24 protein-coding genes are annotated in these 23024 nt (G+C 70.6%); 11 read left to right on the top strand and 13 right to left on the bottom strand.

Annotated features, from left to right (window positions below):
* Positions 1-105: 105 nt before the first annotated feature.
* Entirely contained in the window at positions 106-1398 is a 1293-nt protein-coding gene (locus tag EDF46_RS05500) for a M18 family aminopeptidase (RefSeq protein WP_123505297.1), read from the bottom strand.
* A 34-nt stretch (positions 1399-1432) separates the two neighbouring features.
* Here EDF46_RS05500 and EDF46_RS05495 point away from each other — a divergent pair, with 34 nt between their 5' ends.
* Complete coding sequence (locus EDF46_RS05495; RefSeq protein ID WP_123505296.1) at positions 1433-2080, top strand: histidine phosphatase family protein; 648 nt, start codon at positions 1433-1435, stop codon at positions 2078-2080.
* Positions 2081-2172: 92 nt separating this feature from the next.
* Here the strand turns inward: EDF46_RS05495 and EDF46_RS05490 are convergent, their stop codons facing one another.
* Positions 2173-2979, bottom strand: coding sequence for an alpha/beta fold hydrolase (locus EDF46_RS05490; RefSeq protein WP_158614162.1), 807 nt, complete (start codon positions 2977-2979; stop codon positions 2173-2175).
* A 48-nt stretch (positions 2980-3027) separates the two neighbouring features.
* Between EDF46_RS05490 and EDF46_RS05485 the strand changes: the two genes are divergently transcribed.
* Positions 3028-3771, top strand: a complete 744-nt coding sequence (locus EDF46_RS05485) for an NAD(P)H-hydrate epimerase (protein WP_123505294.1) — start codon at positions 3028-3030, stop codon at positions 3769-3771.
* Positions 3772-3792: 21 nt separating this feature from the next.
* Here EDF46_RS05485 and EDF46_RS05480 read toward each other — a convergent pair whose 3' ends face one another.
* From EDF46_RS05480 to EDF46_RS05470, 3 genes are all read right to left on the bottom strand, one after another.
* Complete coding sequence (locus EDF46_RS05480) at positions 3793-5238, bottom strand: MFS transporter (RefSeq protein ID WP_233579890.1); 1446 nt, start codon at positions 5236-5238, stop codon at positions 3793-3795.
* 112 nt (positions 5239-5350) lie between these two features.
* On the bottom strand, positions 5351-5644 hold the full coding sequence (locus EDF46_RS05475; protein ID WP_199738217.1) for a DUF4193 family protein: 294 nt from the start codon (positions 5642-5644) through the stop codon (positions 5351-5353).
* 138 nt (positions 5645-5782) lie between these two features.
* Positions 5783-7213: a family 20 glycosylhydrolase gene (locus EDF46_RS05470; protein ID WP_158614161.1), complete on the bottom strand. Its 1431-nt coding sequence runs from the start codon at positions 7211-7213 to the stop codon at positions 5783-5785.
* A gap of 421 nt (positions 7214-7634) precedes the next feature.
* Here EDF46_RS05470 and EDF46_RS05465 point away from each other — a divergent pair, with 421 nt between their 5' ends.
* Positions 7635-8159, top strand: coding sequence for a GNAT family N-acetyltransferase (locus EDF46_RS05465; RefSeq protein ID WP_123505292.1), 525 nt, complete (start codon positions 7635-7637; stop codon positions 8157-8159).
* 29 nt (positions 8160-8188) lie between these two features.
* Positions 8189-8500 carry a cupin domain-containing protein gene (locus EDF46_RS05460; RefSeq protein ID WP_158614160.1) on the top strand — a complete coding sequence of 104 codons (312 nt, stop codon included), beginning with the start codon at positions 8189-8191 and terminating at the stop codon, positions 8498-8500.
* Positions 8501-8576: 76 nt separating this feature from the next.
* Here the strand turns inward: EDF46_RS05460 and EDF46_RS05455 are convergent, their stop codons facing one another.
* Positions 8577-8939: a MerR family transcriptional regulator gene (locus EDF46_RS05455; RefSeq protein ID WP_123505880.1), complete on the bottom strand. Its 363-nt coding sequence runs from the start codon at positions 8937-8939 to the stop codon at positions 8577-8579.
* 319 nt (positions 8940-9258) lie between these two features.
* Between EDF46_RS05455 and EDF46_RS05450 the strand changes: the two genes are divergently transcribed.
* Entirely contained in the window at positions 9259-10776 is a 1518-nt protein-coding gene (locus tag EDF46_RS05450; RefSeq protein WP_123505290.1) for a SulP family inorganic anion transporter, read from the top strand.
* A gap of 255 nt (positions 10777-11031) precedes the next feature.
* Here EDF46_RS05450 and EDF46_RS05445 read toward each other — a convergent pair whose 3' ends face one another.
* Positions 11032-11667, bottom strand: a complete 636-nt coding sequence (locus EDF46_RS05445) for a PadR family transcriptional regulator (RefSeq protein WP_123505289.1) — start codon at positions 11665-11667, stop codon at positions 11032-11034.
* Between the two features lie 163 nt (positions 11668-11830).
* On the opposite strand from EDF46_RS05445, the gene EDF46_RS18690 reads away from it, so the two are divergent.
* The gene (locus EDF46_RS18690; RefSeq protein WP_233579889.1) at positions 11831-12862 is read left to right on the top strand and encodes an alpha/beta fold hydrolase; all 1032 of its coding nucleotides are present in this window, start codon (positions 11831-11833) and stop codon (positions 12860-12862) included.
* Here the strand turns inward: EDF46_RS18690 and EDF46_RS18685 are convergent.
* Genes EDF46_RS18685 through EDF46_RS05435 form a run of 3 tightly spaced genes read right to left on the bottom strand, consistent with a single transcriptional unit; the run spans position 12859 to position 14649 of the window.
* Positions 12859-13473 carry a hypothetical protein gene (locus EDF46_RS18685; protein WP_233579888.1) on the bottom strand — a complete coding sequence of 205 codons (615 nt, stop codon included), beginning with the start codon at positions 13471-13473 and terminating at the stop codon, positions 12859-12861. The genes EDF46_RS18690 and EDF46_RS18685 overlap by 4 nt on opposite strands.
* A 5-nt stretch (positions 13474-13478) precedes the next feature.
* Positions 13479-13754, bottom strand: a complete 276-nt coding sequence (locus EDF46_RS18680; RefSeq protein WP_233579887.1) for a hypothetical protein — start codon at positions 13752-13754, stop codon at positions 13479-13481.
* Between the two features lie 37 nt (positions 13755-13791).
* On the bottom strand, positions 13792-14649 hold the full coding sequence (locus tag EDF46_RS05435) for a CoA ester lyase (protein WP_123505288.1): 858 nt from the start codon (positions 14647-14649) through the stop codon (positions 13792-13794).
* A 203-nt stretch (positions 14650-14852) separates the two neighbouring features.
* Here EDF46_RS05435 and EDF46_RS05430 point away from each other — a divergent pair, with 203 nt between their 5' ends.
* Positions 14853-16499: a hypothetical protein gene (locus tag EDF46_RS05430; RefSeq protein ID WP_123505287.1), complete on the top strand. Its 1647-nt coding sequence runs from the start codon at positions 14853-14855 to the stop codon at positions 16497-16499.
* 37 nt (positions 16500-16536) lie between these two features.
* Here EDF46_RS05430 and EDF46_RS05425 read toward each other — a convergent pair whose 3' ends face one another.
* Together EDF46_RS05425 and EDF46_RS05420 are read right to left on the bottom strand one after the other, a co-directional pair.
* On the bottom strand, positions 16537-17118 hold the full coding sequence (locus EDF46_RS05425; protein ID WP_123505286.1) for a hypothetical protein: 582 nt from the start codon (positions 17116-17118) through the stop codon (positions 16537-16539).
* A gap of 15 nt (positions 17119-17133) precedes the next feature.
* Positions 17134-17337 (bottom strand): hypothetical protein, encoded by a 204-nt coding sequence (locus EDF46_RS05420; RefSeq protein WP_148061149.1) that lies wholly within the window; start codon positions 17335-17337, stop codon positions 17134-17136.
* A gap of 320 nt (positions 17338-17657) precedes the next feature.
* On the opposite strand from EDF46_RS05420, the gene EDF46_RS05415 reads away from it, so the two are divergent.
* Entirely contained in the window at positions 17658-19319 is a 1662-nt protein-coding gene (locus EDF46_RS05415; protein WP_123505284.1) for a S53 family peptidase, read from the top strand.
* Between the two features lie 49 nt (positions 19320-19368).
* Positions 19369-20736 (top strand): glucose-6-phosphate dehydrogenase, encoded by a 1368-nt coding sequence (locus EDF46_RS05410; protein WP_123505283.1) that lies wholly within the window; start codon positions 19369-19371, stop codon positions 20734-20736.
* A gap of 22 nt (positions 20737-20758) precedes the next feature.
* Here the strand turns inward: EDF46_RS05410 and EDF46_RS05405 are convergent, their stop codons facing one another.
* A complete protein-coding gene (locus EDF46_RS05405; RefSeq protein WP_123505282.1) occupies positions 20759-21565 on the bottom strand; it encodes a nucleotidyltransferase domain-containing protein in 807 nt (268 codons plus the stop codon).
* Positions 21566-21676: 111 nt separating this feature from the next.
* On the opposite strand from EDF46_RS05405, the gene EDF46_RS05400 reads away from it, so the two are divergent.
* The gene (locus tag EDF46_RS05400) at positions 21677-22390 is read left to right on the top strand and encodes an SDR family oxidoreductase (RefSeq protein WP_123505281.1); all 714 of its coding nucleotides are present in this window, start codon (positions 21677-21679) and stop codon (positions 22388-22390) included.
* Between the two features lie 2 nt (positions 22391-22392).
* Positions 22393-23004 (top strand): alpha/beta hydrolase, encoded by a 612-nt coding sequence (locus EDF46_RS05395; protein ID WP_123505280.1) that lies wholly within the window; start codon positions 22393-22395, stop codon positions 23002-23004.
* Positions 23005-23024: the final 20 nt, after the last annotated feature.

The following is a 23024-nucleotide window of genomic DNA, read 5'->3' as shown; positions in this document are numbered from 1 at the left end:
GATCCCCCGAGGGTTCTCGTAGCGCTTCATACCAGGCATAGTGGCAGACCGACCCGTCCATGCCAAGTCGGAGGCGCGGGGATTGACCGGCGGCGGTGGGAGCCGCTAGACGCTGCGCGGGTGGAGGAACGCACCCGCAGCGAGCGAGAGCGAGAGGAGGTCGTCGACCCCGGCCAGCTCGCGAGCCGAGTGCATCGACAGCAGGGGAGCGCCGACGTCGATCGTGCGGATGCCCAGGAGGGTCGCGGTGAGCGGTCCGATGGTCGACCCGCAGGGCACGGCGTTGTTCGAGACGAACGGCTGGAACGGCACGCCCGCCTGCTCGCAGGCCCGCGCCCACTCGGCCGAGCCGACGCCGTCGGTCGCGTAGCGCTGCTTCGCGTTGATCTTGAGCAGCGGCCCGCCGTTCGGCACCGGCAGGTTGCCGGGGTCGTGTCGCTCCGGGTAGTTCGGGTGCACCGCGTGGCCGGCGTCGCTCGACAGGCACCACGACGCCGAGAACGCGCGGAAGCGATCGCTGTCGGTCGCACCGAGGCCGGCGGAGATGCGCGTGAGCACGTCGGCCAGGATCGGGCCGCTCGCACCGCTCGTGCTGGCCGACCCCACCTCCTCGTGGTCGAAGGCGGCCAGGACGGAGATGGAGGCGGCGGCGGCGAGTTCCTGCGCCCCCTCGATCAGGGCGGTCAGCCCCGCGTGCACGCTCGAGAGGTTGTCCATGCGGCCGGCCGCGAGCAGCTCGCCGTCGAAGCCGATGCGCGCCGGTGCCGCCGTGTCGGCGACGAGCACGTCGTGGCCCAGCACCTCGTCGGCCCGGACCCCCGCGATGTCGGCGAGGGCGCCGAGGATGTCGCCGCCGCGCCCGCCCGACGAGTCGAGGCCGACGATCGGGTGCAGGTGACGCTGCGGGTCGAGCTTCAGCCCGTCGTTGACCCCGCGGTCGAGATGGATCGCCAGCTGCGGGAAGCGCAGGACCGGCCCCGTGCGCACCAGGTGGACGGCGCCGTCGCGGGTGACGAGGCGGCCGGCGAACTCCAGGTCTCGGTCGAGCCACGAGTTCGAGAGCGGACCGCCGTAGACCTCCACGCCCGCCTGCTGCCAGCCGAAGCTGCCCGTGTCGGGGTTCGGCTTGAGCTTGAACGAGGGCGAGTCGGTGTGCGCGCCGACGATCCGGAACGGCGTCGTCGCGGTCGCCCCCTCCGGCTGCACCCAGGCGATCACGGCGCCGTCGCGCACGACGAAGCGCCGACCGGCCGACGTCGGCCAGGCGTCGCCCTCGGCCAGACGCTCGAAGCCGGCCGCCGTGAGACGCGCCGCGGCCTCCTCGGCCGCGTGGTACGACGACGGCGATGCCGAGATGAACGCGGAGAACGAGTCGATGTGGTCGGTGAGAGAAGTCATCCCGACCAGAATGCCGCATCGTAGGCTGAGAGGCATGCGCCTGCTCCTCATCCGCCACGGTCAGACCACTGCGAACGTCGGGGGGATCCTCGACACGAAGGCGCCCGGGCCGAGCCTGACCGAGCTGGGGCGCGAGCAGGCGGCGGCGCTCCCGTCGGCGCTTCAGGACGCCGGCATCGAGGCGCTCTTCGTGTCGACTCTCGTGCGCACCCACGAGACGATGGCGCCGTTGGCCGCCGCCCTCGGCATCCAGCCGATGCCGCTCGACGGACTCCGCGAGGTCGAGGCCGGCGACCTCGAAGACCGAGCCGACCAGGAGGCGTACGAGGGCTACATCGACCCGGTCCACCGCTGGGCGGAGGGCCATCTCGACGTGCGGCTGCCCGGCGGTCCGAGCGGACACGAGTTCTTCGCCCGGTACGACGACGCCGTGGCCGAGATCGCCGCGAGCGGCGTCGCCGTCGCGGCCGCCGTCAGCCACGGTGCCGCCATCCGCGTGTGGGCGACGACGCGAGGGCTGTCGGAAGACGGCTCCTTCTTGCGCGGGCACGAGCTCGGCAACACCGGCGTCGTCACGCTCGACGGCTCGCCCGACGCGGGCTGGACCCTGGTCTCGTGGGCCGGATCGCCCGTCGGCGGCGTCGGCGCTGGCGTGGCCGCCGACCCCACCGGCCGCGGCTGAGCTGCGGCTTCAGAGCGGCCTGATCGGCCGCCGCCGTCCCGGGCCGTGCCGATGACGTGCGCATCGGGCTTCGACGCCGGTCGGCGTCGGCCCTAGGGCACCTGCGACCGCTGCACCTCGACGTACGTGCGGATCAGGTCCGAGACCTCGTCGACCGGCAGCAGCGACGAGCTGTGATCCTGCTCGACCAGGTCGAAGAACGCGGCGCTCGGCATGCGCTTCGCCGCCGCCTGCGACTGCTCGTAGCGGGGGTGGTCGTGCGTGCCGGCGATCAGGAGGCTCGGCACCGTGATCCGCTCAGTCTCGACGTCGGTGATCTCGGGCTGCTCCTCGACGGCCTCGAAGAAGGCGCGCAGCGCCAGCGGGTCGTTGGCCCGGAACGCCTGAGCCGTCGCCGGGTCGACCTCGCGCCCGCGGAACGCGCCCCACCGCCTCAGGAACTCGTCCATCCCTCCGCTGTCGAGCGCATCGCGCCACGTCGGGAAGAACGTCGACGAGATGCGACCGTGCATGTCGCCGAACGAGCCGCCGATGGTGGTCAGAGTCAGGAAGCGCGCCGGCTCGTCGAGCGCGAGCCGCAGGCCGATGCGCGCGCCGATGGAGTAGCCGACGTAGTGCACCGGTCCGAGCGCGGCCGCGTCGAGCACCGCGTCGACGTCCGAGGCGAACGCCGCCGGCACGTACGCGCTCGCGTCGTGCGGCTTGCCGCTGCGGCCGTGGCCCCGCAGGTCGAGCGCGATCACCGTGAAGTCGCTCTCGAGGTCGCGCAGGTAGCCGAGGCCCCGCCACGTGCCTTTCGAGAGCCCTGACCCGTGCACGAGCAGGAGCGGCTCGCCCGCCCCCGAGACCTCGTAGGCGATCTCGGTGCCGTCGAAGGGGCTCGGAGTCGTTGCGCGCATCCGGCCATTCTCGCAACTCCCGAGGGTCCGCCGTGCCACCATGGCCGCATGACGACTCCGGGATACAGCGCCGAGCAGGTCCGTCGGGCCGAGGCGCCCCTGCTCGAGGCGGGCGAACCCCTGATGAGGCGTGCCGCTGCCGCGCTCGCCGACGAGGTGCGCGCCGTCCTGAGCACCCGCGGATCCGTACCCGGCGTGGTCCTGGTGCTCGCAGGAACGGGAGACAACGGCGGCGATGCGCTCTTCGCCGCGGCGTCCATCGCTGCCGACGGCACGGACGTGCGGATCCTGACCACGGGCTCGCGCGTCCACGACGCCGGGCTCGCCGCCGCCGTCGCTGCGGGCGCGTCGGCCGACGCGCGCGGGGCCGTGCCCGGCTCGGCCGAGTTCGACGGGCTGCTCGAGGGGGTGGACGTCGTGGTGGACGGGATCCTCGGCATCGGGTCCGGAGGAGATCCTGCGCTCCGTGGTCGGGCCGAGGAGGTCGTCGAGGCTGTGCGCCCGCGCGTGATCACGCGGATGATGGGCGCGCCGTCGGTCGTCGCGGTGGATCTGCCCTCGGGCGTCGGGTGCGACGACGGGTCGGTGCCCGAGCCCGGAGCCGTGCTTCCTGCGCTGGTGACCGTGACGTTCGGCGCCGTGAAGGCCGGGCTGCTGCTGGCGCCCGCGTCGGGCCTCGCCGGGCGGGTCGTGCTCGTCGACCTCGGCCTCGACCTCGCGGGAGAGACGCCGCTGGTGACGGCTCAGGCCCGCGAAAACGGCTCAGCCCCCCAGGAACTCCCGAGGGGCTGAGCCGAAGCGGCGGGTTCGGCGCTACTTGCGCACCACGGACAGGGGCTCGGTGATCGACTCCAGGCCCTGTCGCTCGGCGTTGACCCCGAAGATCAGGGCGATGACGCCTCCGATGATCATGATGGCCGCGCCCAGGTAGTAGCCCGCGGTGAGCGGCCCGCGGTCGGTGCCGTCGCCGACGAGCACGCCGTAGATGAGCGGCGCAAGGGCGCCGAAGATCTGGGCGAGCGCGAAGAAGTACGAGATCGCCTGGCTGCGGATCTCGAGGGGGAAGATCTCGGACACGGTCAGGTACGCGCTGGACGCCCCGGCGGACGCGAAGAAGAACGCCACGCACCAGAAGATCGTCTGCGTCGTCGCGGTCAGGAGGTCGGCGCTGAAGAGGGCCGCCGACACCGCGAGCACTGCTCCAGAGATCACGTACGTGCTGAAGATCATCTTGCGGCGGCCGATGGTGTCGAAGAGCGGCCCGAGCACGAGGGGCCCGACCAGGTTGCCGATCGCGAACGGGAAGAAGTAGACCTGGGCGCCGCTGTCGCTGAGGCCGTAGAAGTTCGTGAGCACGAGCGCGTAGGTGAAGAAGATCGCGTTGTAGAGGAACGACTGCGTGATCATCATGGTCGCGCCGACGAGCGTGCGGGTCGGGTACTGCTTGAACAGGACCCGAGCGATCGTCCGGAACGGGATGCTGCCCGTCGCCTTGACCTCCATCGCGAGCTTCGGGTCGACGTCTTCGAGGTGGCCGCCCTCGTGCTTCACCCGCGACTCGATGTCGTCGACCGTCGCCTCGGCCTCTTTCTGGAAGCCGTGAGTCATCAGCCACCGGGGGCTCTCGGGGATGTTGCGGCGGAGGAAGATGATCAGGATTCCGAGGACCGGCCCGATGAAGAACGCCAGGCGCCAGCCGACATTGACCGCGAAGATGTCGTGGTTCAGGAAGAAGTAGTTGGTCGCCGCTCCGAGAGCCGCACCGCCCCAGTAGGTGCCGTTGATGGCGATGTCGACGCGACCGCGGTACTTGGCCGGGATCAGCTCGTCGATCGCCGAGTTGATGGCGGCGTACTCGCCGCCGATGCCGAGGCCGGCGACGAATCGGAAGACGAACAGGAACCAGACGGCGGGCGAGAGGCCCGCGACACCCGATCCGACCAGGTAGATCACCAGCGTCAGGATGAAGAGCTTCTTGCGCCCCAGGCGGTCGGAGAGCCGGCCGAAGACGATGGCTCCGACGACCTGGCCGATCAGGTACGTCGTACCGAGTGCGCCGACCTGCCCGGAGGACATGTTGAATTCCTGGGCGAAGCCGTTCGACGCCACGATCTGGATCTCGAGACCGTCGAGCACCCACGAGATGCCGAGGCCGACGATGATCGACCAGTGGAACCTGGTCCAGGGGAGACGGTCCATCCGGGCGGCGACGAGGCTCGTCACCGGACCCTTGCTCTGGCTTGCCGTCGTGCTCGACATGTGTGCTCCTTCGCGCATTGCACCTCGGATGTTGCGTGGAGCAACGCGGTGCACGGTAGACCCGCGGAGGCGTCGTGTCCGCCCGGGGTGAAAAGGGCGTCGGTTTGTCGATCTAGAGCGCGGCGCACTCCATGCACACCGGTCCGAGCTTCGTCTCGTGGTCGAGCTGGATGCGCGGACGGACGAGGAAGCACTCGACGCAGGTGAACTCGTGCTCCTGGATCGGCAGCACGATGACGTCGAGCGCCTCGTCGACGATGGAGGCCTCGAGCTCGAAGCCGTCGGCCGAGTCGCCGTCGTCGAGGTCGGCCGTCAGGCCGGTCGGCTTGGTCGCTCGGGCGTCGATGGAGACGACGTTGTCGTCGGTGTCGGGGGCGTTGCGTGGGGCGTCGTAGTCGGCAGCCATCGGGATCTCCTGTGGGTCTGGGGGAAGCGGTCGGGCGGTCAGCCCGCCGCTACTATAGGCGGCGTCAGCTGGTTGTCGCGCCATGTTCGCCGACGGCTGGCGTGCATGTCGGCGATCGGCTCTCGACGACGAGAAGAATCAGGAGCGCGCGGTGTCGATCATCGCGACCACGTGCGGCGTGCTCCAGCGCAGGAGAGCGTCCGAGGGCGGGTTCTCGAGGTCCTCTCCCCAGATCGCCACGGCCGCACCCGACATCGGAGCAGGAAGAAGCGAACCGGAGTCGCCGTCCCACGTCCGGAGCGACCAGTTCGTGCGGAGATCGGCGACGGTGTACGCGCTGTCGGCCTCGTCGAGATCGCTCGGCACCTCGTAGAGGTAGTACGAGTTGTAGTTGAGCAGGTCGATCCCCGCCGCGGAGAGGTCGTTCGCGCTCGCCCGGTGCTTTCTCCGTTGAAGGCGCTCCGCCTCGTCTTCGGTATCTCCATCGAAGCTCCAGTAGGTGACGCGGACGCGCGGATCCAATCGCTTCACCGCCGTCCGGTCGATCCCGTCGTTCCACGCCCACACCTGACGATTGCCGACAGCGGCCGCCATCGCATTCAGCCATCTGACGCGTTGATCGGCGGTGACGCCGCCTCCCCATTCGTCGCCGCCGATGTGCACGGTGCGACTGGACGGGAAGGTCCGCGTCACCTCCGTGTACAGCTCGGTCGCGAGCGCCAGACTTCCCGGAACCGAGGTGTCGAGCTCGCTTTCATCCGCACGTATGCGATCGACCCACTTGGTGCCGTGTCGAGCCTCGAGAAGGGCGAATGCGGCAGCCATGTGACCGGGAGTGTCGATCTCGGGCACCAGCGCGATGCCTCGCTTCGCTGAGTAGTCGGAGATCTCGCGCGCCTGCGCGGCGCTCAGAAAGGGACGGCCGGTCACTCGACTCGTGTAGACGCCGTCGTCGAGATCGGCATTCGCGAGGGTCTGGCCGAGGACTCTGCTCTCGATTCCGACGTTCTGGTCGTCGGTGAGGTGCAGGTGCAGAAAGCGGCCGCCGTTCGCGGCGAGGAGGTCGATGTACTTCTTGATCAGCGCCACCGGGTAGTAGGCCCGAGCGACATCGAGCATCACACCCGTGTCGGGACGTGCCCGGGTCGCGGGCGAGGTCCTGACACTGGCCGCCGACGCGCGGCAGTTCTGCGTCGAGTACACGCCAGTGCAGGCGAGGACCGCGTACTTCCCTTTCGCCGCGCGGGCAGGAGCACGGTGGATCGCGCGGACCGTCGTGTTCGCGCCCCCCGCGAGTGACTTCACGGTGACCTGGCCGAGCGTGTACTTCTCGGTGCCTGCGGCCAGGTAGAGCCAGGCGTGGAGAGCCGGCTTCCGCACGGAGGAGCTGTTCGTGATCTTCAGGGTGGTGCGCACGGACGTGCCGGTCGAGGTGGCGGTGACCTTGGTGATCTTCAGCGGTGACACCTTCGAGCTGAGGGCGGCGAGCGTCACGGCAGAGGCGTCAGGCGTCGCGGTCTTCGCTGATCCTGCGAATGCGCCGATGCCGACCAGCGCTGCAGCCGACATCGAAATCGCCACTCCGGCAGCGATGATCCGTCGGGCGTGACGAGGCGCAGGCGCTCCGTCCGCTACGAATCGATCTCTCTTCCGACGCACCACGACGCTCCCCCTCAGCATGACCATCGTTCGCCCGAGCCGCGACATTCCCCTCAGAGAGATCGAGACACCGCGCGCGACGGACCGAATTCCCATCGTAGAGCTGTCCCATCGTCAGTCGGCATCAGCACACGAAGCTGCGATCGCGACGTGGCGTGCGCGCGCCGCGCTCCGCCTGGCAGCACGACTGAACGAGAGCGCCTCTGCGGATCGCCGCCATCATCTCGATTCCACCGTGCGGCCACTCCGCGTCGCCTGAGTGCGACTGCGGTCACGATCGCGCTGCCGCCTTCGCTCGTGCCCTCGTCCATCGGAGCCCTAGGCTCCTGCCATGGTCATGATCGAGCCCGTTTCCCCCGATGCGCCTGCGGCATCGACGATCGTGCGGGCCTACATGCTCGACGTCGCGTCTCGATGGTTCAATCGGCCGGCAACGGCTCGGGAGGTCGATCAAGCCCTGCTCGACGAGCCCTGCGACGACCTCGACGGAGACGCGGGGGTGCTCTTCCTCGCTACTGAGGACGACCAGCCGATCGGCTGTGTCGGCGTGCAGTTCACGGCCGGAGTGGCGGAATTGACGAAGGTCTTCACGCTGCCGGCTCACCGGGGGAGAGGAGTCGGCTCACGTCTCCTGCGAGCTGCCGAGGAGGCGTGCAGGGAACGGGGGATAAGCACTGTCCGGCTCGATACCCGCGCCGAACTCGGAGAGGCGTGCGCCCTGTACGAACGCCTCGGCTTCGAGTCCGTCGACGCGTTCAACGACGAGCCGTACTCCGACCGTTGGTACAGCAAAGGCTCTCGACCGTGGGGCACGTCAGTCGATGACCGAGCAGCCCGTGGCAGGCTACGGCCATGACTGACTCGCCTGTCTCCCGATCGACGCTGATGGAACAGGACCTCGGTTCTGTGATGAGCGTCTCGCGCGTCGAGGTGCGACGCATATCGATCGAGGCCTTCACTGCCGGCGGAGCTCACATGCATAACGGGCCGGTCTTCGGCACGATCGAGAGCGGCTCTGTCACCTTCCAGATCGGTTCCGAGCCGGAGTCGGTCCTGCGGGCCGGCGATGTCTTCTACGAACCCGCCGGGACCGTGGTCTCGAAGTTCGACACCCGGAACGAGCCCGTGGTGTTCCTGGGCTACTTCCTGCTTGCCGACGGCATTGCGCCTGAGATCGAATTCGTCTCGCAGAGCTGACCCTCAGTCGATCCGATGAGCAGCTCGGAGATGACCGGCTGACACGCAGTCGCGGCAATCGCCACGCCGATCGGCGTCAGTGCCGCTCCAGGATGGCCAGGAACTCGTCTGCCCATTCGAGGTTTCGCTGGAGATTGGCCCGTCGGAGTCTCGTATCGGCGATGTAGGCATCGAGCTCAGCCTGAATCGCCGCTCGTGTCTCCGGTGTCCGTGCGGCGGTGATCCGATCGATGACGTCGAGAACGTCCGCCATCTCCTCGAGTGCGAACCCGAGGGGTTTCATGCGCCGGATGATCAGGAGCCGCTCGAGGTCGTCGGCGGTGTAGAGCCGGAATCCTCCGTCGCTGCGGCCCGTGGGATGGAGCAGGCCGACATCGTCGTAGTGACGGACCGTCCTCGTGGAGAGGCCGGTGCGTTCGGCGAGTTCGCCGATGTGCATCGTCGAACCGGCGTCGGCGTCGTCCACATGTCCTCCTCTGCACCGTGCGGTCGTGCGGGACTGATCGTAGTTCCCCCGAGTTCCCGTGCACTGCTCGGTCGACTCGCTGCGACCTCGACCCGGTGGACACCAACCTTTCCGCGACGGTAGGGTTGGCCGCAGACCAACCCTACCGCCGCGGAAGGGTTGCACGCCGGCTGCTTGAGGCCGGTCTCTGAGTTTCCGCACCCCTCGGTGCGGGGTGCGCGTAGACGCGCGCCACGCGAACGACACCATCGCGGGCGCAGCGCCCGCACCCCATCGCAAGGAGAGACTCCCTTTGACCACGACCGCGTCCGTGCCTGTGCCCGTGCACACCAGCCCCAGCGTCCTCAGCGCGTTGAAGAATCCGCGTCTTCTGACACGCGAAGCCCTGGCGGGTCTCGTCGTCGCCCTGGCCTTGATCCCGGAGGCGATCTCGTTCTCGATCATCGCGGGCGTCGATCCGCGCGTGGGGTTGTTCTCCGCGTTCGTGATGGCGGTCGTCATCTCGATCGTCGGCGGGCGCGCCGCCATGATCTCCGGCGCCACGGGAGCGATCGCCCTCGTCGTCGCCCCGGTGATGAACCACCACGGTCTGGACTACCTCATCGCGACGGTCATCCTGGGCGGCGTCTTCCAACTCGTCCTCGGCGGCGTGGGAGCAGCAAAGCTCATGCGCTTCGTACCGCGCTCCGTGATGGTCGGATTCGTCAATGCGCTGGCCATCCTCATCTTCACCGCGCAGCTTCCGAACATCATCGGAGTGTCGTGGATCGTGTGGCCGATGACCGCCGCCGGGATCGCGGTCATCGTTCTCCTGCCCCGCCTGACGAAGGCGATCCCCGCGCCGCTGGTCGCGATCGTCCTCGTTACCGTCGTCACGGTTCTCGGATCGATCGCGATCCCGCGCGTGGGCGATGAGGGGAAGCTCCCGGACAGTCTCCCGACCCTGTTCGTCCCGCACGTCCCCCTCACCTTCGAGACGTTGACGATCATCGCCCCCTACGCGTTCGCGATGGCACTCGTGGGGCTCCTCGAATCGCTGATGACCGCGAAACTCGTCGACGAGGTCACCGACACGGGATCCCGGAAGACCCGTGAAGCACTCGGGCAGGGCATCGCGAACATCTGCTCAGGATTCCTGGGCGGAATGGGCGGCTGCGCGATGATCGGCCAGACGATGATCAACGTCAAGGCCTCGGGTGCCCGCACCCGCATCTCCACCTTCCTCGCCGGCGTCTTCCTCCTGGTTCTCGTCGTCGGATTGGGTGACGTCGTTGCCGTCATTCCGATGGCCGCTCTGGTCGCCGTCATGGTGATGGTCTCGGTCGGCACCTTCGACTGGCACAGCGTGAAGCCGTCGACCCTGAGGCGGATGCCCGTCGGCGAGACCATCGTCATGGTCCTCACGGTGGTGGTCGTCGTCGCCACCGACAACCTCGCGATCGGCGTCATCGTCGGGGTGATCGCAGCCATGGTCGTCTTCGCGAAACGGGTCTCGCGCTTCGCGAGCGTCACCCGCAGCATCGAGACTCACGCCGACGGCACCCGGCGCGCCATCTACACCGTCGACGGGGAGCTCTTCTTCGCCTCCAGCAACGACCTCACGACCCAGTTCGACTACGACGGGGATCCAGACGGGATCGTCATCGACATGGCCCGTTCTCACGTGTGGGACGCCTCCACCGTCGCTGCCCTCGACGCCATCGAGACCAAGTACCGGGCGCACGCGAAGACGGTCGAGATCCGCGGTATGAACGACGCCTCCCGGGCGTTCCACGGTCGCCTTGCCGGCAACCTCGGCGCCGGCCACTGACCCCCTCCTGCGCAGGAACTCCCGTGCAGCCCAACCGCCGTCCAAGCAATCACCCCCGACGCCGCATGGCCCCTGCGGCGGAGCCGCCAGAGGGCACCACTTGTTCCGCCGACGCCGCATGGCCCCCGCGCGGAACACGAGGGCCATCCGGTGAGAGACGGAGCCCGCGGCGCAGCCGCCATAAGGCACCACTAGCTCCGCCGACGCCGCATGGCCCCCGCGCGGAGCACGAGGGCCATCCGGTGAGAGACGGAGCTAGTCGGCCAGAATCGAATAGAGCGCCCGGCGCAGCTCGTCGAGCTTGTCCTTGCCGGCACTGCGCTGCTCGGGGGTGGCGTCGAAGGCGAACTGCTTGATGACGCCGGCGAGCTTGATGGCCGAGCCGATGAACTCGTCGTGGCGGGGGTCGGCCTCGGTGGCCTCGCCCCACGCCTTGGCGATCTCGTCGCCGTGCTCGGCGACGTAGGCGGTGCCTTCGTCGGTGAGCTGGTACATCGACTGACGGCCTTCGCCGGTGACGGCGATGAGGCCCTCGTCGACGAGCTGCTGCAGGGTCGGGTAGACCGAGCCCGGGCTGGGACGCCAGGCGCCTTCGGTGCGCTCGGCGATGGACTTCATCAGTCCGTAGCCGTTCGCGGGGGCGTCACCGAGGAGCGACAGGATCGCGAGCCGGACGTCGCCCTTGCGAGCGCGGCCGCGGCCGCCTCGGCCCGGGCCGAAGCCCATGCCGGGGCCGCCGAACGGGAAGCCGGGGCCCATGGCGCCGGCTGCGGCACCGAAGCCGCCCATGCCGGGACCGAAGCCGCGGCCGCGGCCTCGGAAGGGGCCGAACTCGGGACGCTCGTGGTGGGTACGGGTTGTGTCTTTCTCAAAGAAATCGTGCGTGTTCATGGAGTACTTCTTTCGGTAGGTGCAGAGGGCGACGCTGTCGGGCTCTGCAAGTTCGGTGGACCGCCGGGCGTTCCTGCCGGGCGATAGCTCAAAGATATATCGTGATAGTTCGTTAAGCAAGCCCCGACTGAAACTTTCTTCCCGGCGCTGGCAGACTGGCCCGATGGTCAAGGGATCCGACACCACCGTCAGCGTCAAGCGCGTCCAAGCCGGCGACGTCTACGTGCGCGTGTCGTCGATCGGCGACAAGGGGGTCCGGCCGTTCGTGCTGGTCCCGGGTATCGGCGTCGCGAGCAACTACTTCGAGAGGCTCGCCCCGAACCTGAACGAGTTCGGCCCTGTCTACGCGGTCGACCTTCCGGGATTCGCGGGCGTTCCGCACCCGGAAGACGCCATGACGATCCGCCAGTACGCCGACCTCGTCGGAAAGGTCATCGACGAGCTCGAGCTCGTCGATCCGGTGATCGTGGGCCACTCCATGGGCACGCAGGTGGTGACCGATCTCGTCGCGAGGCGTCCTGAGATCTCGACCGTCGTCCTGATCGGGCCGGTCATCAACCCGGCTGAGCGCGTCCTCCTCAAGCAGGGCCTCCGATTCACCCAGGCCGCTGTCCACGAGCCCGGCCGCGTGAAGGCGCTCGCGTTCTCGGCCTACCTGTTCTGCGGCATGAAGTGGTTCTCGCGGATCCTGCCGAAGATGATGACATTCCCGATGGAGCGCGCGCTCCCGCACGTGAAGGCCGACACGCTCGTGATCCGCGGCGAGTTCGACGCGGTCGCTCCGAGCGACTGGGTGCGCCGGGTCGGCGAGCTCCTGCCGTCGTCGCGTCTGTGGGAGATCCCCGGGGCCGCCCACTCGGTCATGTACGCCCACGCCGAGGAGGTCGCGAAGCTGTGCGTGGAGCACGCCGAGCAGCCCATCGAGTACGACGAGGGCGGCGTGCTCCGGGTGTTCCGTCATGAAGGCGAAGGCGAGGCCGGCGAGATGTTCGATCCCTCGGCCGCCGACGTGGTCGCGTCGGTCCGAGGCCGTGTGCGCGAGTCGATCGGCATGGTGACCGGCGACGACGATCTGATCGCCGAGGGCAAGACGGAGCACGGCGAGGCGATGCAGCGCGCGCACGCTCGCGCCGAGGGCGAGCACGACGCAGAGGACGGCGCGAAGGACGCCGCCGGGGCGGGGGAGCCCGCCTAGCGGTAGTTGCCCGGCCAGTCGAAGGCCGGAGCGGGCTGCGCGCGAGTTCCTGCCGCGTGGATGACGAGGTCGATGTCGTCGAGGTTCCGCAGCACGATCGACGAGGGATCGCCGGCCCGCCGATGGCCGTCGACGAACACCGTCAGGATCTCGCCGATGTCGCCGCCCTCGGAGCCGATGTGGCGGGCGTCGAGCCGGACGTCCCACTCGGTGAAGAACTGACCGAGGGTGAAGTCGCGGCGCTCTGGCGACTCGACGTGGATGATGCCCGACGTGTCGTGCGTGTGGAGCGACGTCGCGTAGCCGTGGCTCTCGTCGAGCCCGATCTGCGCGGCGACGGCCTGGGGCACGCCGTCGACGGTGATCGTGAGGTGCGTGTGGACGTGCTCGGCCAGCTTCGCGCCGTAGACGTTCGGCAGGTCGGCGGCGGCGCTCAATTTTTGCTGGCGATCACCCGTCGGGGCCGGCCACGGCGGCGAGCTCGCGGCCCCGTGCGACAGCTGCGTCGACGTGGCCCGGTCGTGCGTGACGCCGATGGCGGCGACGATGCCGACCACCGCGAGGATCACGAGCAGGAACTCGAGGCGGTACAGCGGGCGGGCCGGTGCCACTCCGATCAGCTCCCCACGACGAGCGGGACGAGGAGTCCGGCGATCCACGCCGCGAAGAAGACGGCCACTCCGACGAACAGGAAGGCGAAGCGGCGGCGCGACGGGTGGCCCGGGCCAGAACCCCAGATCGCCGCGCGCTGCATGACCCGGTGCGCCTCGTAGACGACCTTGTCGACGGCGGGCTCGCTCCGGTCGAGCGTGCCGTCGCGGTCGAGGGCGACGATGCGCTCGGCCTCATCGAGCGTCATGCGGGTGACGCTGCGGCGGGGGCGGGAGGGCATGGGTCAAGCGTGCCACCTGCGGGGCTCGCTGGGGCGCCTAGTTCGGCTGCACTCCGAAAGCACGCGCGAGCCGGTCGATCTTCTGGGCGCGGCCGAGGCGGGGCAGGTCGCTGCCGTCGCGGATGATCCGGCCCCGGGCCTCGAAGTCGGCGAGGAAGTCGCGGGCCCACGCCGTGTCGGACGGCGTCGGCGAGATCACCTCGTTGATGACCGGGAGCTGGTCGACGTCGAGGCACAGCTTGCCCGTCAGGCCGAGGTTGACCGCGATGGTCGACTGCTCGCGGAGCACGCCGTGGCTGGAGCCGACCGTGGGGCCGTCGATGGGGCCGGGCAGGTTGCCGATGCGCGATGCCACGACGAGGCGGGAGCGCGGGTAGGCCATGGCCATGTCGTCGGCGCTGGTGCCGGTGTCACGGCGGTAGTCGCCCGAGCCGAACGCCAGGCGGAACGCGCCGCGCGCGCTGGCGATGCTCGGCGAGAGCTCGATGCCGAGGGCCGACTCGACCAGCGCCAGCACCGGTGTGACGCCGTGCAGGCGGTCGAAGGTCTCGGTGACGTGCTCGCCGGCCTCGGTCTTGGCGAGCATCACGCCCTGCAGGCCGGGGAGCCCGACCAGGGCGTCGACGTCGTCCGACCAGAAGTCGCTCGACCGGTCGTTGATCCGCACCCAGGCGCGACCGCCGTTCGACAGCCAGGCGACCACGTCGTCGCGGGCGGCCGGCTTGCGCTTCGGGTCGACGGCGTCCTCGATGTCGAGCACGATCTGGTCGGCGCGCGACGAGCCGGCGGAATCGAACGACTCCGGCCGCGTTCCCGGCACGAGCAGCCAGGAGCGGGCGATCTCGGGGTCGGGGCGCGAGCGGCCCGTCGCGGGCTGCGAAGTCGTGTCGGTCATGGTGCCTCGTCGTTCGTCGTCGATCGGTGCCCCCACGCTAGCGGGCGGCGGCGGCATCGGCCGGTTCGTGACGCGGGCGCGCGGGAAAGGGCCGGGGCGGCCCGGGACGGCGCCGGCGCGGGTTCGGCGGCGGGCGGCGGGGGAGAGCGGCGGGCGGCGCGGGGCGGGGTAGCGTCCCCGGAGACCGATCACGAGGAGCGATCATGACGGATCCGAACACGCCGGCCGGCGCCCCGCACGGCGAGGCCGAAGAGCAGAGCAGGACAGCGCAGGGCGGTGCCCCTTCGCAGGACGATGCCTCCGCGCAGGACGGTGCTCTCACGCAGGACGGTGCCCTCGCGCAGGAACGTAGCGCCGACCCCGACGACACGTCCTTCGCCGCGCCCGCCCCCGCGTGGACCGCCACCCGCGCCCCGGAGGCCTCCGCCGAGACGGAGCGGCCCGCCGCCGAGCAGTCGGCAGCCGAGGCGGAGTCCGAGCCCGTCGGTCCGAGCCAGTCGGAGCCCGCCGGCGAGCAGCCCGCGTCCGAGCAGCCCGCGTCCGAGCAGCCGGTGGATGAACCGGTGCACGCTGCCGAGCAGCCGGTCGACGAGCCCGTGCGCACCCCTGAGCAGCCCGTCGACGAGCCCGCCCGTTCCGCCGACGAGGCCGTTTCCGAGCCCATCGCCGTCGGCTCCGCGCCCGGCCCGGAGCCGGACTCGTCGCCGGAGCCTGCCGCAGCCGAGCGAGCCTCGACGCCCGAGCCTGCCTCGACGCCCGAGCCCACCTCGACCCGCGAGCCCGCCTCGACGCCTGAGCCGGACGCCGCTCCCGCGGCGCCGAGCGTGCCGCCGCTCGCGCAGCCGACGTCGGCGGCTCCCGCCGCAGCCTCGGCCACCGGCGCGCTGCACGACGACAGCGCGCTCCGGGCCGCCGAGGCGGCCCGCTCGGGGGAGGCCGGAGTTCCTGCGCCCGCATCATCGGCATCCGCCCCCGCAGGCGCCGATGCGAACGACGACCTCGACGACACGCGCATCACGGCGCCGAACGGCACCCGCGCCTCGTCGTGGACCCCGCCGCCCGCGCCCGTCTCGCCGTCGGAGGGCGCCGCTCCCGCGCCGGTGACGACGCCGACGCCGTACGCGCCGCCGACCCAGACGGTTCCGGCCGTGACCAGCACCACGCCGATCTCGAGCCTCGGCACCTCGCCGGCCGAGAGCCTCGGGTTCGCCGACGGGATCGCCTCGGACGACGACTTCACCCCCGAGGAGCTCGCGCAGCGGCGCGCGTTCCACGGCGAGATGGTGTTCCGGCAGAAGCAGGAGTTCTCGGGCTTCAACTTCGGCGCCGCGTTCTTCGGATGGCTCGCCGCGACGGGCCTGGCAGTCCTGCTCGGCGGGATCGCCGGCGGCATCGCGCAGGCCTCGGGCTTCGTGCAGAAGTCGCTCCTCGACGGAAGCGTCGACACGATCTCGTCGTCGGGCACGACCCTGAGCGTCCAGACGCTGCAGATCGTCGCGCTCGGGATCGCGCTGTTCGTGATGCTGATCTCGTACTTCGTCGGCGGTTTCGTCGCAGCGCGGATGGCCCGGTTCTCGGGCATCAAGCAGGGCTTCGCGGTGTGGCTGTGGGGCGTGTTCCTCGCCATCATCTTCTCGGTCGTGGCCGTCGTGATCGGCAGCCAGAACTCGATGATCGCCGACTACCGCGACCAGCTCGGACCGCTGACCATCGACGACTTCATCACCGTGCCGGCACTGATCGTCGAAGGTCTCATCATCGTGCTGTCGATCGGCGGCGCCCTGCTGGGCGGCCTGACCGGCACCGTGTTCCACCGCCGGGTCGACCGGTTCGGCATCGAAGAGGTCTGACGCCCGCAGGGCTGGATCAGACGGACAGGACTACGGACTAGAGGTACGTGATGCTGGCGGGTGCGTCGAGGCCCGCCAGCAGGTGCACGTGCGCCTGCCACAGGTCGTCGAACAGCAGCTCGCGGAAGATGTGCTGGTCGTACGTCTGAGCGGCGTCGCCCGTCTCGAACGGCTCGCCGACCCGTGTGCCCACATGCACGGACACGACGTGCGAGCTCGGCGTCGTCGTCCGCGGCAGGCTCGTGTCGCGACCGCCGGCCGCGTCGGCGACGGCGCGCTCGGCCGACCCGCGGATCAGGTCGCGGTGCGAGTGCAGCAGGAAGGCCGCGTCGCGCATCCAGGTCTCGAGCCGGGCCAGCTCGGCGGAGTCGAATGCGTCGGCGGGGAACGACGTGGCCGAGAAGATCCCGATCTCAGGAAGCGTCTCCCACTCGAGCAGGAGCCTCGTGAAGGTCCCCGCGCGCGGCATCAGGAGAAGGCGGCTCGACTCGGCCGTCGCGGTGTAGTGGAGATCGGGCTCGACCAGGAGGCCGTCGATGTCGATCGCGGCGCCGAAGGCCGCATCGGGCAGCGACAGCCCGACCGTCAGGTCGCGCCAGAGCGGGGTGGCCGCCGTCACGCTGAGCCCCGCACGTCAGGCCCGCAGGATCGCAGGCAGCACGAACACGGCGAAGATCAGGAAGGCTGCCGAAGCCCCGAACACGATCCACGTGGTGGCGGGAAGGCTCGCCTGACCGGCGTCGGCCCGCTTCTGCAGGCGGCGGTGGCGCGCGACGCTCTGCACCACGATGAGGAGCACGATGCAGGCGACGAGGAGCGAGACGATCAGGACGGTCACGCCGACCATTGTCCCAGGTGTCGCCTGAGGGAAGCACCGGGATCGAGGCGGCTCACCCCAGATCGGGAGGCATTCCGAGACAAAAGACACCCGTGGCACCGAGGAGTTCGCTATGGTGTCCAAGCGACTCGGCTGGTTACCGGGCGCCCAGCGTCGATGGGGACGGTGCGCTCGTCCTTCTCCTGATCCGAGTGGCGGCCGCGCCGAGCATTCCCTTCGACCTCCGTGTGCCCTCGGCTTCGTGCCGGGGGCACACGTGCGTCCGGAGTCCTCTCGTCCATCCCGGCTGCCATGTCGGTGGCTCGGAGTACACCGGACCCATGACCGACGCGACCGATCCACTCGCCCACCTCGACCTCGTCACCCTGCCCGGCAGCGAGCGCGCCCCCGCGCCCGGCGTCCAGCCGGCGGCCGCGACCCTCGACGACTCGGCGCTCGTCGAGGCCACGCTCATCCTGCGGCGGGCCAACCCCGTCGATCCCGCTGTCGTCGAGGCCGGCGCCGTCGATCGAGACGCGTACCTGCGCGACCACGGCGCCGCCCCGGCCGACGTCGACCTGCTGCGAAGCACCCTCGAGTCGCTCGGCGTCACGGTCATCGCCGTCGACGCGGCGAGCCGACGGGTCCGGGTCTCGGGGAGCGTGCGGGTGATGTCGGCCGTCTTCGGCACCTCGCTCGACGAGGTCGCGAGCGAGGCGCCGGTCGCAGGTGATGGCCCGGTCGCGGGTGACGGCCCGGTCGGAGGTGACGCGCCGGTCGGAGGTGACGCGCCGGTCACGGACGACGCCGGGCCCGACAGCGCCTCGCCTCGCGCCGTCCACCGGCACCGCACCGGAACACTCAGCGTTCCGAGCGCCCTCGACGGCGTCGTCACCGCCGTCCTCGGGCTGGACGACCGCCCCCAGGCGCGCGCCCAGTTTCGGGTAGCCCCCGCGACGGCGGGGGCCGCCTCCTTCACGCCCGTCGAGCTCGGCGAGCTCTACGCGTTCCCGGCGGGCACCGACGGCGAGGGCCAGACCATCGCCATCGTCGAGCTCGGCGGCGGCTTCGGGCAGGCCGATCTCGACGCGTACTTCGGCGGGCTGGGCATCGCGACGCCGTCCGTGACTGCGGTCGGCGTCGACGGCGGCTCCAACGCGCCGGGCGCTGACCCGTCGGGCGCCGACGGCGAGGTGCTGCTCGACATCGAGGTGGTCGGCGCGCTGGCGCCCGAGGCCGCGATAGTCGTCTACTTCGCGCCCAACACCGATGACGGCTTCGTCGACGCTGTCGCGACGGCGGCGCACGCGACGCCGACTCCGGCGGCGATCAGCATCAGCTGGGGTCAGAGCGAAGACCGCTGGACCGCACAGGCGCGCTCGTCGTTCGACGACGCCCTCGTCGATGCGGCCGCGCTCGGAGTCACGGTCACGGCTGCGGCGGGCGACAACGGCTCGAGCGACGGGCAGACCGACGGCGCCGACCACGTCGACTTCCCCGCGTCGAGCCCGAACGTGCTCGCGTGCGGGGGCACGCGCGTGAGAGCGACCGGCGGCGCCATCGCCGCCGAGACCGTCTGGAACAACGGCGCCGGCCGCGGCGCCACCGGCGGCGGGGTCAGCCGTGCCTTCGCGCGGCCCGGCTACCAGTCGTCGAGCGGCGTGCCCGCGTCGACCCAGCCCGGCGGCGGCCGCGGCGTCCCCGACGTCTCGGGCAACGCCGACCCGGCCACGGGCTACGAGGTGCTGGTCGACGGCACGCGCTCGGTCATCGGCGGCACCAGCGCCGTGGCTCCGCTGTGGGCGGCGCTGGCCGCGAGGCTCACGCAGGCGCTCGGGGCACCGCTCGGGCTCGCCCAGCCGAAGCTGTACGCAGCGGCCTCCGCGTTCCGCGACGTGACCGAGGGCGACAACGGCAGCTTCTCGGCCGGTCCGGGGTGGGACGCCTGCACCGGCCTCGGGTCGCCGAACGGCGAGGCGCTACTCGCGGCACTCCGCGGCTGAGCCGGGTCTCCCCGGGCGCCGGTCGTCCTGCACGTCTAGCATCCGAGGCATGGCCCCCTCGAAGACCTCGACCCTCCTCATCCTCGGCGCCTCGGGCGACCTCGCTGCACGGCTCCTCATGCCCGGCCTCGGGACGCTCCTGACGCACGACCGCGACCGCCGCGTGCAGCTGATCGGCTCGGGCGTCGAAGACCTCAGCCCCGAGGAGTGGAAGCAGCGGGTCGCCGACTCCTTCGCGAGCGAGGGGGCGAAGGGGGCCGCCGTGCAGGCGGCGCTGCGCTCGACGACGTACATCAAGGCGGATGTCACTTCGGAGGAGGGGCTGGCGGGGCTGCTGAGTTCCTGCGCCTCACCGCCCGCGATCTACTTCGCCCTCCCGCCGGCGATCACCGAGAAGGCCTGCGCGGCGCTCCAGAAGATGGGGGTGCCCGAGGGCACGTCGCTCGCGCTCGAGAAGCCGTTCGGCACCGATGAGCGGTCGGCGAAGAAGCTGAACGCGCAGCTGCTGAAGATCGTGCCCGAGAACCGGATCCACCGGGTCGATCACTTCCTCGGCCGGTCGACGGTGCTGAACCTGCTGGGACTCCGGTTCGCGAACCGCCTGATCGAGCCGATGCTGTCGAGCCGCGATGTCGAGAGCATCGAGATCGTCTACGACGAGCAGCTCGGCCTCGAGAACCGCGCGCGCTACTACGACCACGCCGGGGCGCTCGTCGACATGATCCAGAGCCACCTGCTGCAGGTGATGGCCGTCCTCGTGATGGAGGCGCCCGCCACTCTCGGGGCGGCCGACGTGCGCGACCAGAAGCAGCTCGTGCTCCGGGCCACGCACCTGTGGAACGACGACGCGACCACCAGCCGCCGAGCGCGGTACGGCACGGGCACGATCGAGGGGCGCAAGCTGCCCGCCTACAAGAAGGAGCCCGGGGTCGACCCCGATCTCGGGACGGAGACGCTCGCCGAGATGACCGTCGAGGTGCGCAACATGCGGTGGGCCGGCGTGCCGATCCTGCTGCGCTCGGGCAAGGCCCTCCTGACTCACCGGCGCGAGATCATGATCACGTTCAAGGCGCCGACGCACGTGCCGCCGGAGTTCCACACCCGCACCACCGCCGATCGCCTCCGCATCGCGATCTCGCCCGACACGATGAGCCTCGAGCTGAACGTCAACGGGCCCGGCGACCCCTACACGATCGACCGTGCCAGCCTCGAAGTCGACTTCGGCGAGGGCGACCTGCCGGCCTACGGCGAGGTGCTGCAGGGGATCCTCGACGGCGACGCGGCCCTGTCGGTGCGTGGCGACGCGGCGGTCGAGGGCTGGCGGATCGTCGAGCCGGTGCTCAAGGCCTGGCGCGCCGGGAAGGTGCCGCTCGACGAGTACCCGGCGGGCACCGACGGGCCGAGGAGCTGGCGCTGAGCGGCGCCGCGCCGGAGCCGCGTCAGCCCTGGTAGCGCTCGAGCACGCGGCGGAAGAATGCGTCGGAGGCCGTCTGCTTGACGACCGACGGCACCAGCTCGGCGGTCTCGTACAGCTCGGTGGCGCGCTCGAACTCGCCGGTGATGAAAGCGGCGACGGCTCCGGGCGGGCGGCCGACCCCGGGTTCCCGCGTCGTGCGCTTCTTTTCGAGCAGCTCGGCGGTCTCGGCCAGCACGTCGGCGGGCGGGTCGCTCTCGGCGAGCAGGGTCGGGAGGTCCATCGGCGCCACAGCCGAGTCGGGGTTCGACACGAGCCACCGCAGGGTCGTCGCGGCGCGGAGCGAGTAGAAGATGCGCTTCAGCTTCATCGGGGCGTCGGTGTCGGGCCAGTGGTTGATGCCGGTGTGCAGGTAGTGGCGCCCGGTCAGCGCGCGGTCGGCCACCTCGGAGGCCAGGTGCAGGAACTCCTCCCGGAACCACTCGTCGCCCCGGTACACGATCGGCGACCTCAGCCACTCGACGACCACCGCGTTTCCGCGGGCCAGGAGCCGCACGGCCTTGGCGAGGTCCCAGCCGTTCACGTCGAAGACCTCGTCGAGCGGCGTCTCGATCACGTCGCGCTCGGGCCAGAGCGACAGGTAGCGGTCGCGACCGCGCACGAAGAAGAACCGGCAGTCGTAGTCGCTGTCGGGTGAGGGGAAGCCCCACGCCCGGCTGCCGCTCTCGATGGCCCAGGGCACGACGACGTCGTGGTCGGCGATGACCGCGTCGAGTCGGGAGTCGATCTCAGAGACGACGTCGAGGTCGAGGGAATCGGGCACGCTGCGCATCCGTGCACGCTACCGGAGGCGGGTCCTCGACACGCTACGGGTGGCGCCGAGTTGCCTTCAGATGGCAGGAACTCCCCGCCGCCGCCCCTCCCGGCCCGCCAGAATGGAGCCATGACCACGACGCCCCGCCCCATCGCCCTCGTTACCGGTGCCTCGCGCGGAATCGGGCGCGCCATCGCCGTCGACCTCGGCCGCACCCACCACGTCATCGTGCAGGGCCGCGATCAGGGGGCTCTCGACGCCCTGGCCGCCGAGCTGCCGTCGGCCACGACCTGGGCGGCCGAGCTGACCGGCGACGGTGCGCTCGACGGATTCCTGGCCGCCGGGCCTGACGGTTCGCTCACGACGCTCGACGTGCTGGTGCACTCGGCCGGTGTCATCGGCGGGTCGACCGTCGAGGCCACGTCGCGCGACGAGTGGCGCCGAGTGCTCGAGGTGAACGTCGTGGCCGTCGCCGAGATCACGCGTGTCGCCCTCCCCGCCCTCCGTGCGGCACGGGGCACCGTCATCGTCATCAACTCGGGTGCGGGATTCACCTCTCGGGGCGACGGCGGCGTCTACGCCGCCAGCAAGTTCGCCGTCCGGGCCTTCGCCGACGCCCTCCGACAGGAGGAGCGCGCCCACGGCGTCCGCGTGAGCTCGGTCCACCCCGGGCAGGTCGACACCGACATGCAGCGCGAGATCCAGGATTCCAGGGGCAACGCCTACCAGGCCGACAAGTACCTCGGGGCGAGCGACATCGCGGATGCCGTCCGCATGGTCGTCGACCTGCCGCCGCGGGCCGTCGCGGAGGTCGTCTCCGTCCGCCCCCTGGCGCTCGGCTGACGATGGACGTCCCGACGCCCTCGAGCTTCCTGATCCTCCACGGCTATGAGAACCATCGGCCGCCCGGGCACTGGCAGCGGTATCTCGCGGAAGAGCTCACAGTCCGCGGACACGACGTCCGCTACCCGCAGCTGCCGGATCCCGACGCCCCCGACGAAGCCGCCTGGCTCGAGGTCGCGCTCGCGAACCTGGCGACGCTCACCGAGGGGCCGGTCACGGTCGTCGCCCACAGCGCCTCAGCGGTGATGTGGCTCCGAGCCTGTTCGCGAGCGGATGCCGAAGGCATAGAGGTGCCCCGGGTGGCTCGCGTGGCGGTGGTCTCGCCGCCCGAGGCCGACGTCATGCTCGCGATCCCCGCGGTGGCGGCGTTCGCCTGGCGACCGACGGGCGAGCCGCTCGACCTCCGCGCCGACGAGGCGCTCGTCGTGATCGGCGGCGGCGACGAGTTCGCGCCGCACGGCGCGGCCGGGATCGCCCCGCACGTAGCGGCCCCTGTGGTCGAGGTTCCGGGCGCGGGTCACATCACGCCGTCCTCCGGCTACGGCGAGTGGCCGGCGATGCTCGACTGGTGCCTCGGCCTGCCCGCCTTCCATCCCTCGCACTCACCCGGCTGAGGAGTCGCTGGTTGCTCAGC

This window comes from Frondihabitans sp. PhB188, assembly GCF_003752365.1.
Classification (GTDB): Bacteria; Actinomycetota; Actinomycetes; order Actinomycetales; family Microbacteriaceae; genus Frondihabitans.
Note: the sequence above shows the minus strand (reverse complement) of the source record. Positions and strands in the feature narration are given on the sequence as shown.

Excerpts from the sequence above, each read along its gene's own strand:
- EDF46_RS05500 (WP_123505297.1), bottom strand. The coding sequence starts at position 1,398 with ATGACTTCTCTCACCGACCACATCGACTCGTTCTCCGCGTTCATCTCG.
- EDF46_RS05495 (WP_123505296.1), top strand. The coding sequence starts at position 1,433 with ATGCGCCTGCTCCTCATCCGCCACGGTCAGACCACTGCGAACGTCGGG.
- EDF46_RS05490 (WP_158614162.1), bottom strand. The coding sequence starts at position 2,979 with ATGCGCGCAACGACTCCGAGCCCCTTCGACGGCACCGAGATCGCCTAC.
- EDF46_RS05485 (WP_123505294.1), top strand. The coding sequence starts at position 3,028 with ATGACGACTCCGGGATACAGCGCCGAGCAGGTCCGTCGGGCCGAGGCG.
- EDF46_RS05480 (WP_233579890.1), bottom strand. The coding sequence starts at position 5,238 with ATGTCGAGCACGACGGCAAGCCAGAGCAAGGGTCCGGTGACGAGCCTC.
- EDF46_RS05475 (WP_199738217.1), bottom strand. The coding sequence starts at position 5,644 with ATGGCTGCCGACTACGACGCCCCACGCAACGCCCCCGACACCGACGAC.
- EDF46_RS05470 (WP_158614161.1), bottom strand. The coding sequence starts at position 7,213 with ATGTCGGCTGCAGCGCTGGTCGGCATCGGCGCATTCGCAGGATCAGCG.
- EDF46_RS05465 (WP_123505292.1), top strand. The coding sequence starts at position 7,635 with ATGGTCATGATCGAGCCCGTTTCCCCCGATGCGCCTGCGGCATCGACG.
- EDF46_RS05460 (WP_158614160.1), top strand. The coding sequence starts at position 8,189 with ATGGAACAGGACCTCGGTTCTGTGATGAGCGTCTCGCGCGTCGAGGTG.
- EDF46_RS05455 (WP_123505880.1), bottom strand. The coding sequence starts at position 8,939 with ATGCACATCGGCGAACTCGCCGAACGCACCGGCCTCTCCACGAGGACG.
- EDF46_RS05445 (WP_123505289.1), bottom strand. The coding sequence starts at position 11,667 with ATGAACACGCACGATTTCTTTGAGAAAGACACAACCCGTACCCACCAC.
- EDF46_RS18690 (WP_233579889.1), top strand. The coding sequence starts at position 11,831 with ATGGTCAAGGGATCCGACACCACCGTCAGCGTCAAGCGCGTCCAAGCC.
- EDF46_RS18680 (WP_233579887.1), bottom strand. The coding sequence starts at position 13,754 with ATGCCCTCCCGCCCCCGCCGCAGCGTCACCCGCATGACGCTCGATGAG.
- EDF46_RS05435 (WP_123505288.1), bottom strand. The coding sequence starts at position 14,649 with ATGACCGACACGACTTCGCAGCCCGCGACGGGCCGCTCGCGCCCCGAC.
- EDF46_RS05430 (WP_123505287.1), top strand. The coding sequence starts at position 14,853 with ATGACGGATCCGAACACGCCGGCCGGCGCCCCGCACGGCGAGGCCGAA.
- EDF46_RS05415 (WP_123505284.1), top strand. The coding sequence starts at position 17,658 with ATGACCGACGCGACCGATCCACTCGCCCACCTCGACCTCGTCACCCTG.
- EDF46_RS05410 (WP_123505283.1), top strand. The coding sequence starts at position 19,369 with ATGGCCCCCTCGAAGACCTCGACCCTCCTCATCCTCGGCGCCTCGGGC.
- EDF46_RS05405 (WP_123505282.1), bottom strand. The coding sequence starts at position 21,565 with ATGCGCAGCGTGCCCGATTCCCTCGACCTCGACGTCGTCTCTGAGATC.
- EDF46_RS05400 (WP_123505281.1), top strand. The coding sequence starts at position 21,677 with ATGACCACGACGCCCCGCCCCATCGCCCTCGTTACCGGTGCCTCGCGC.
- EDF46_RS05395 (WP_123505280.1), top strand. The coding sequence starts at position 22,393 with ATGGACGTCCCGACGCCCTCGAGCTTCCTGATCCTCCACGGCTATGAG.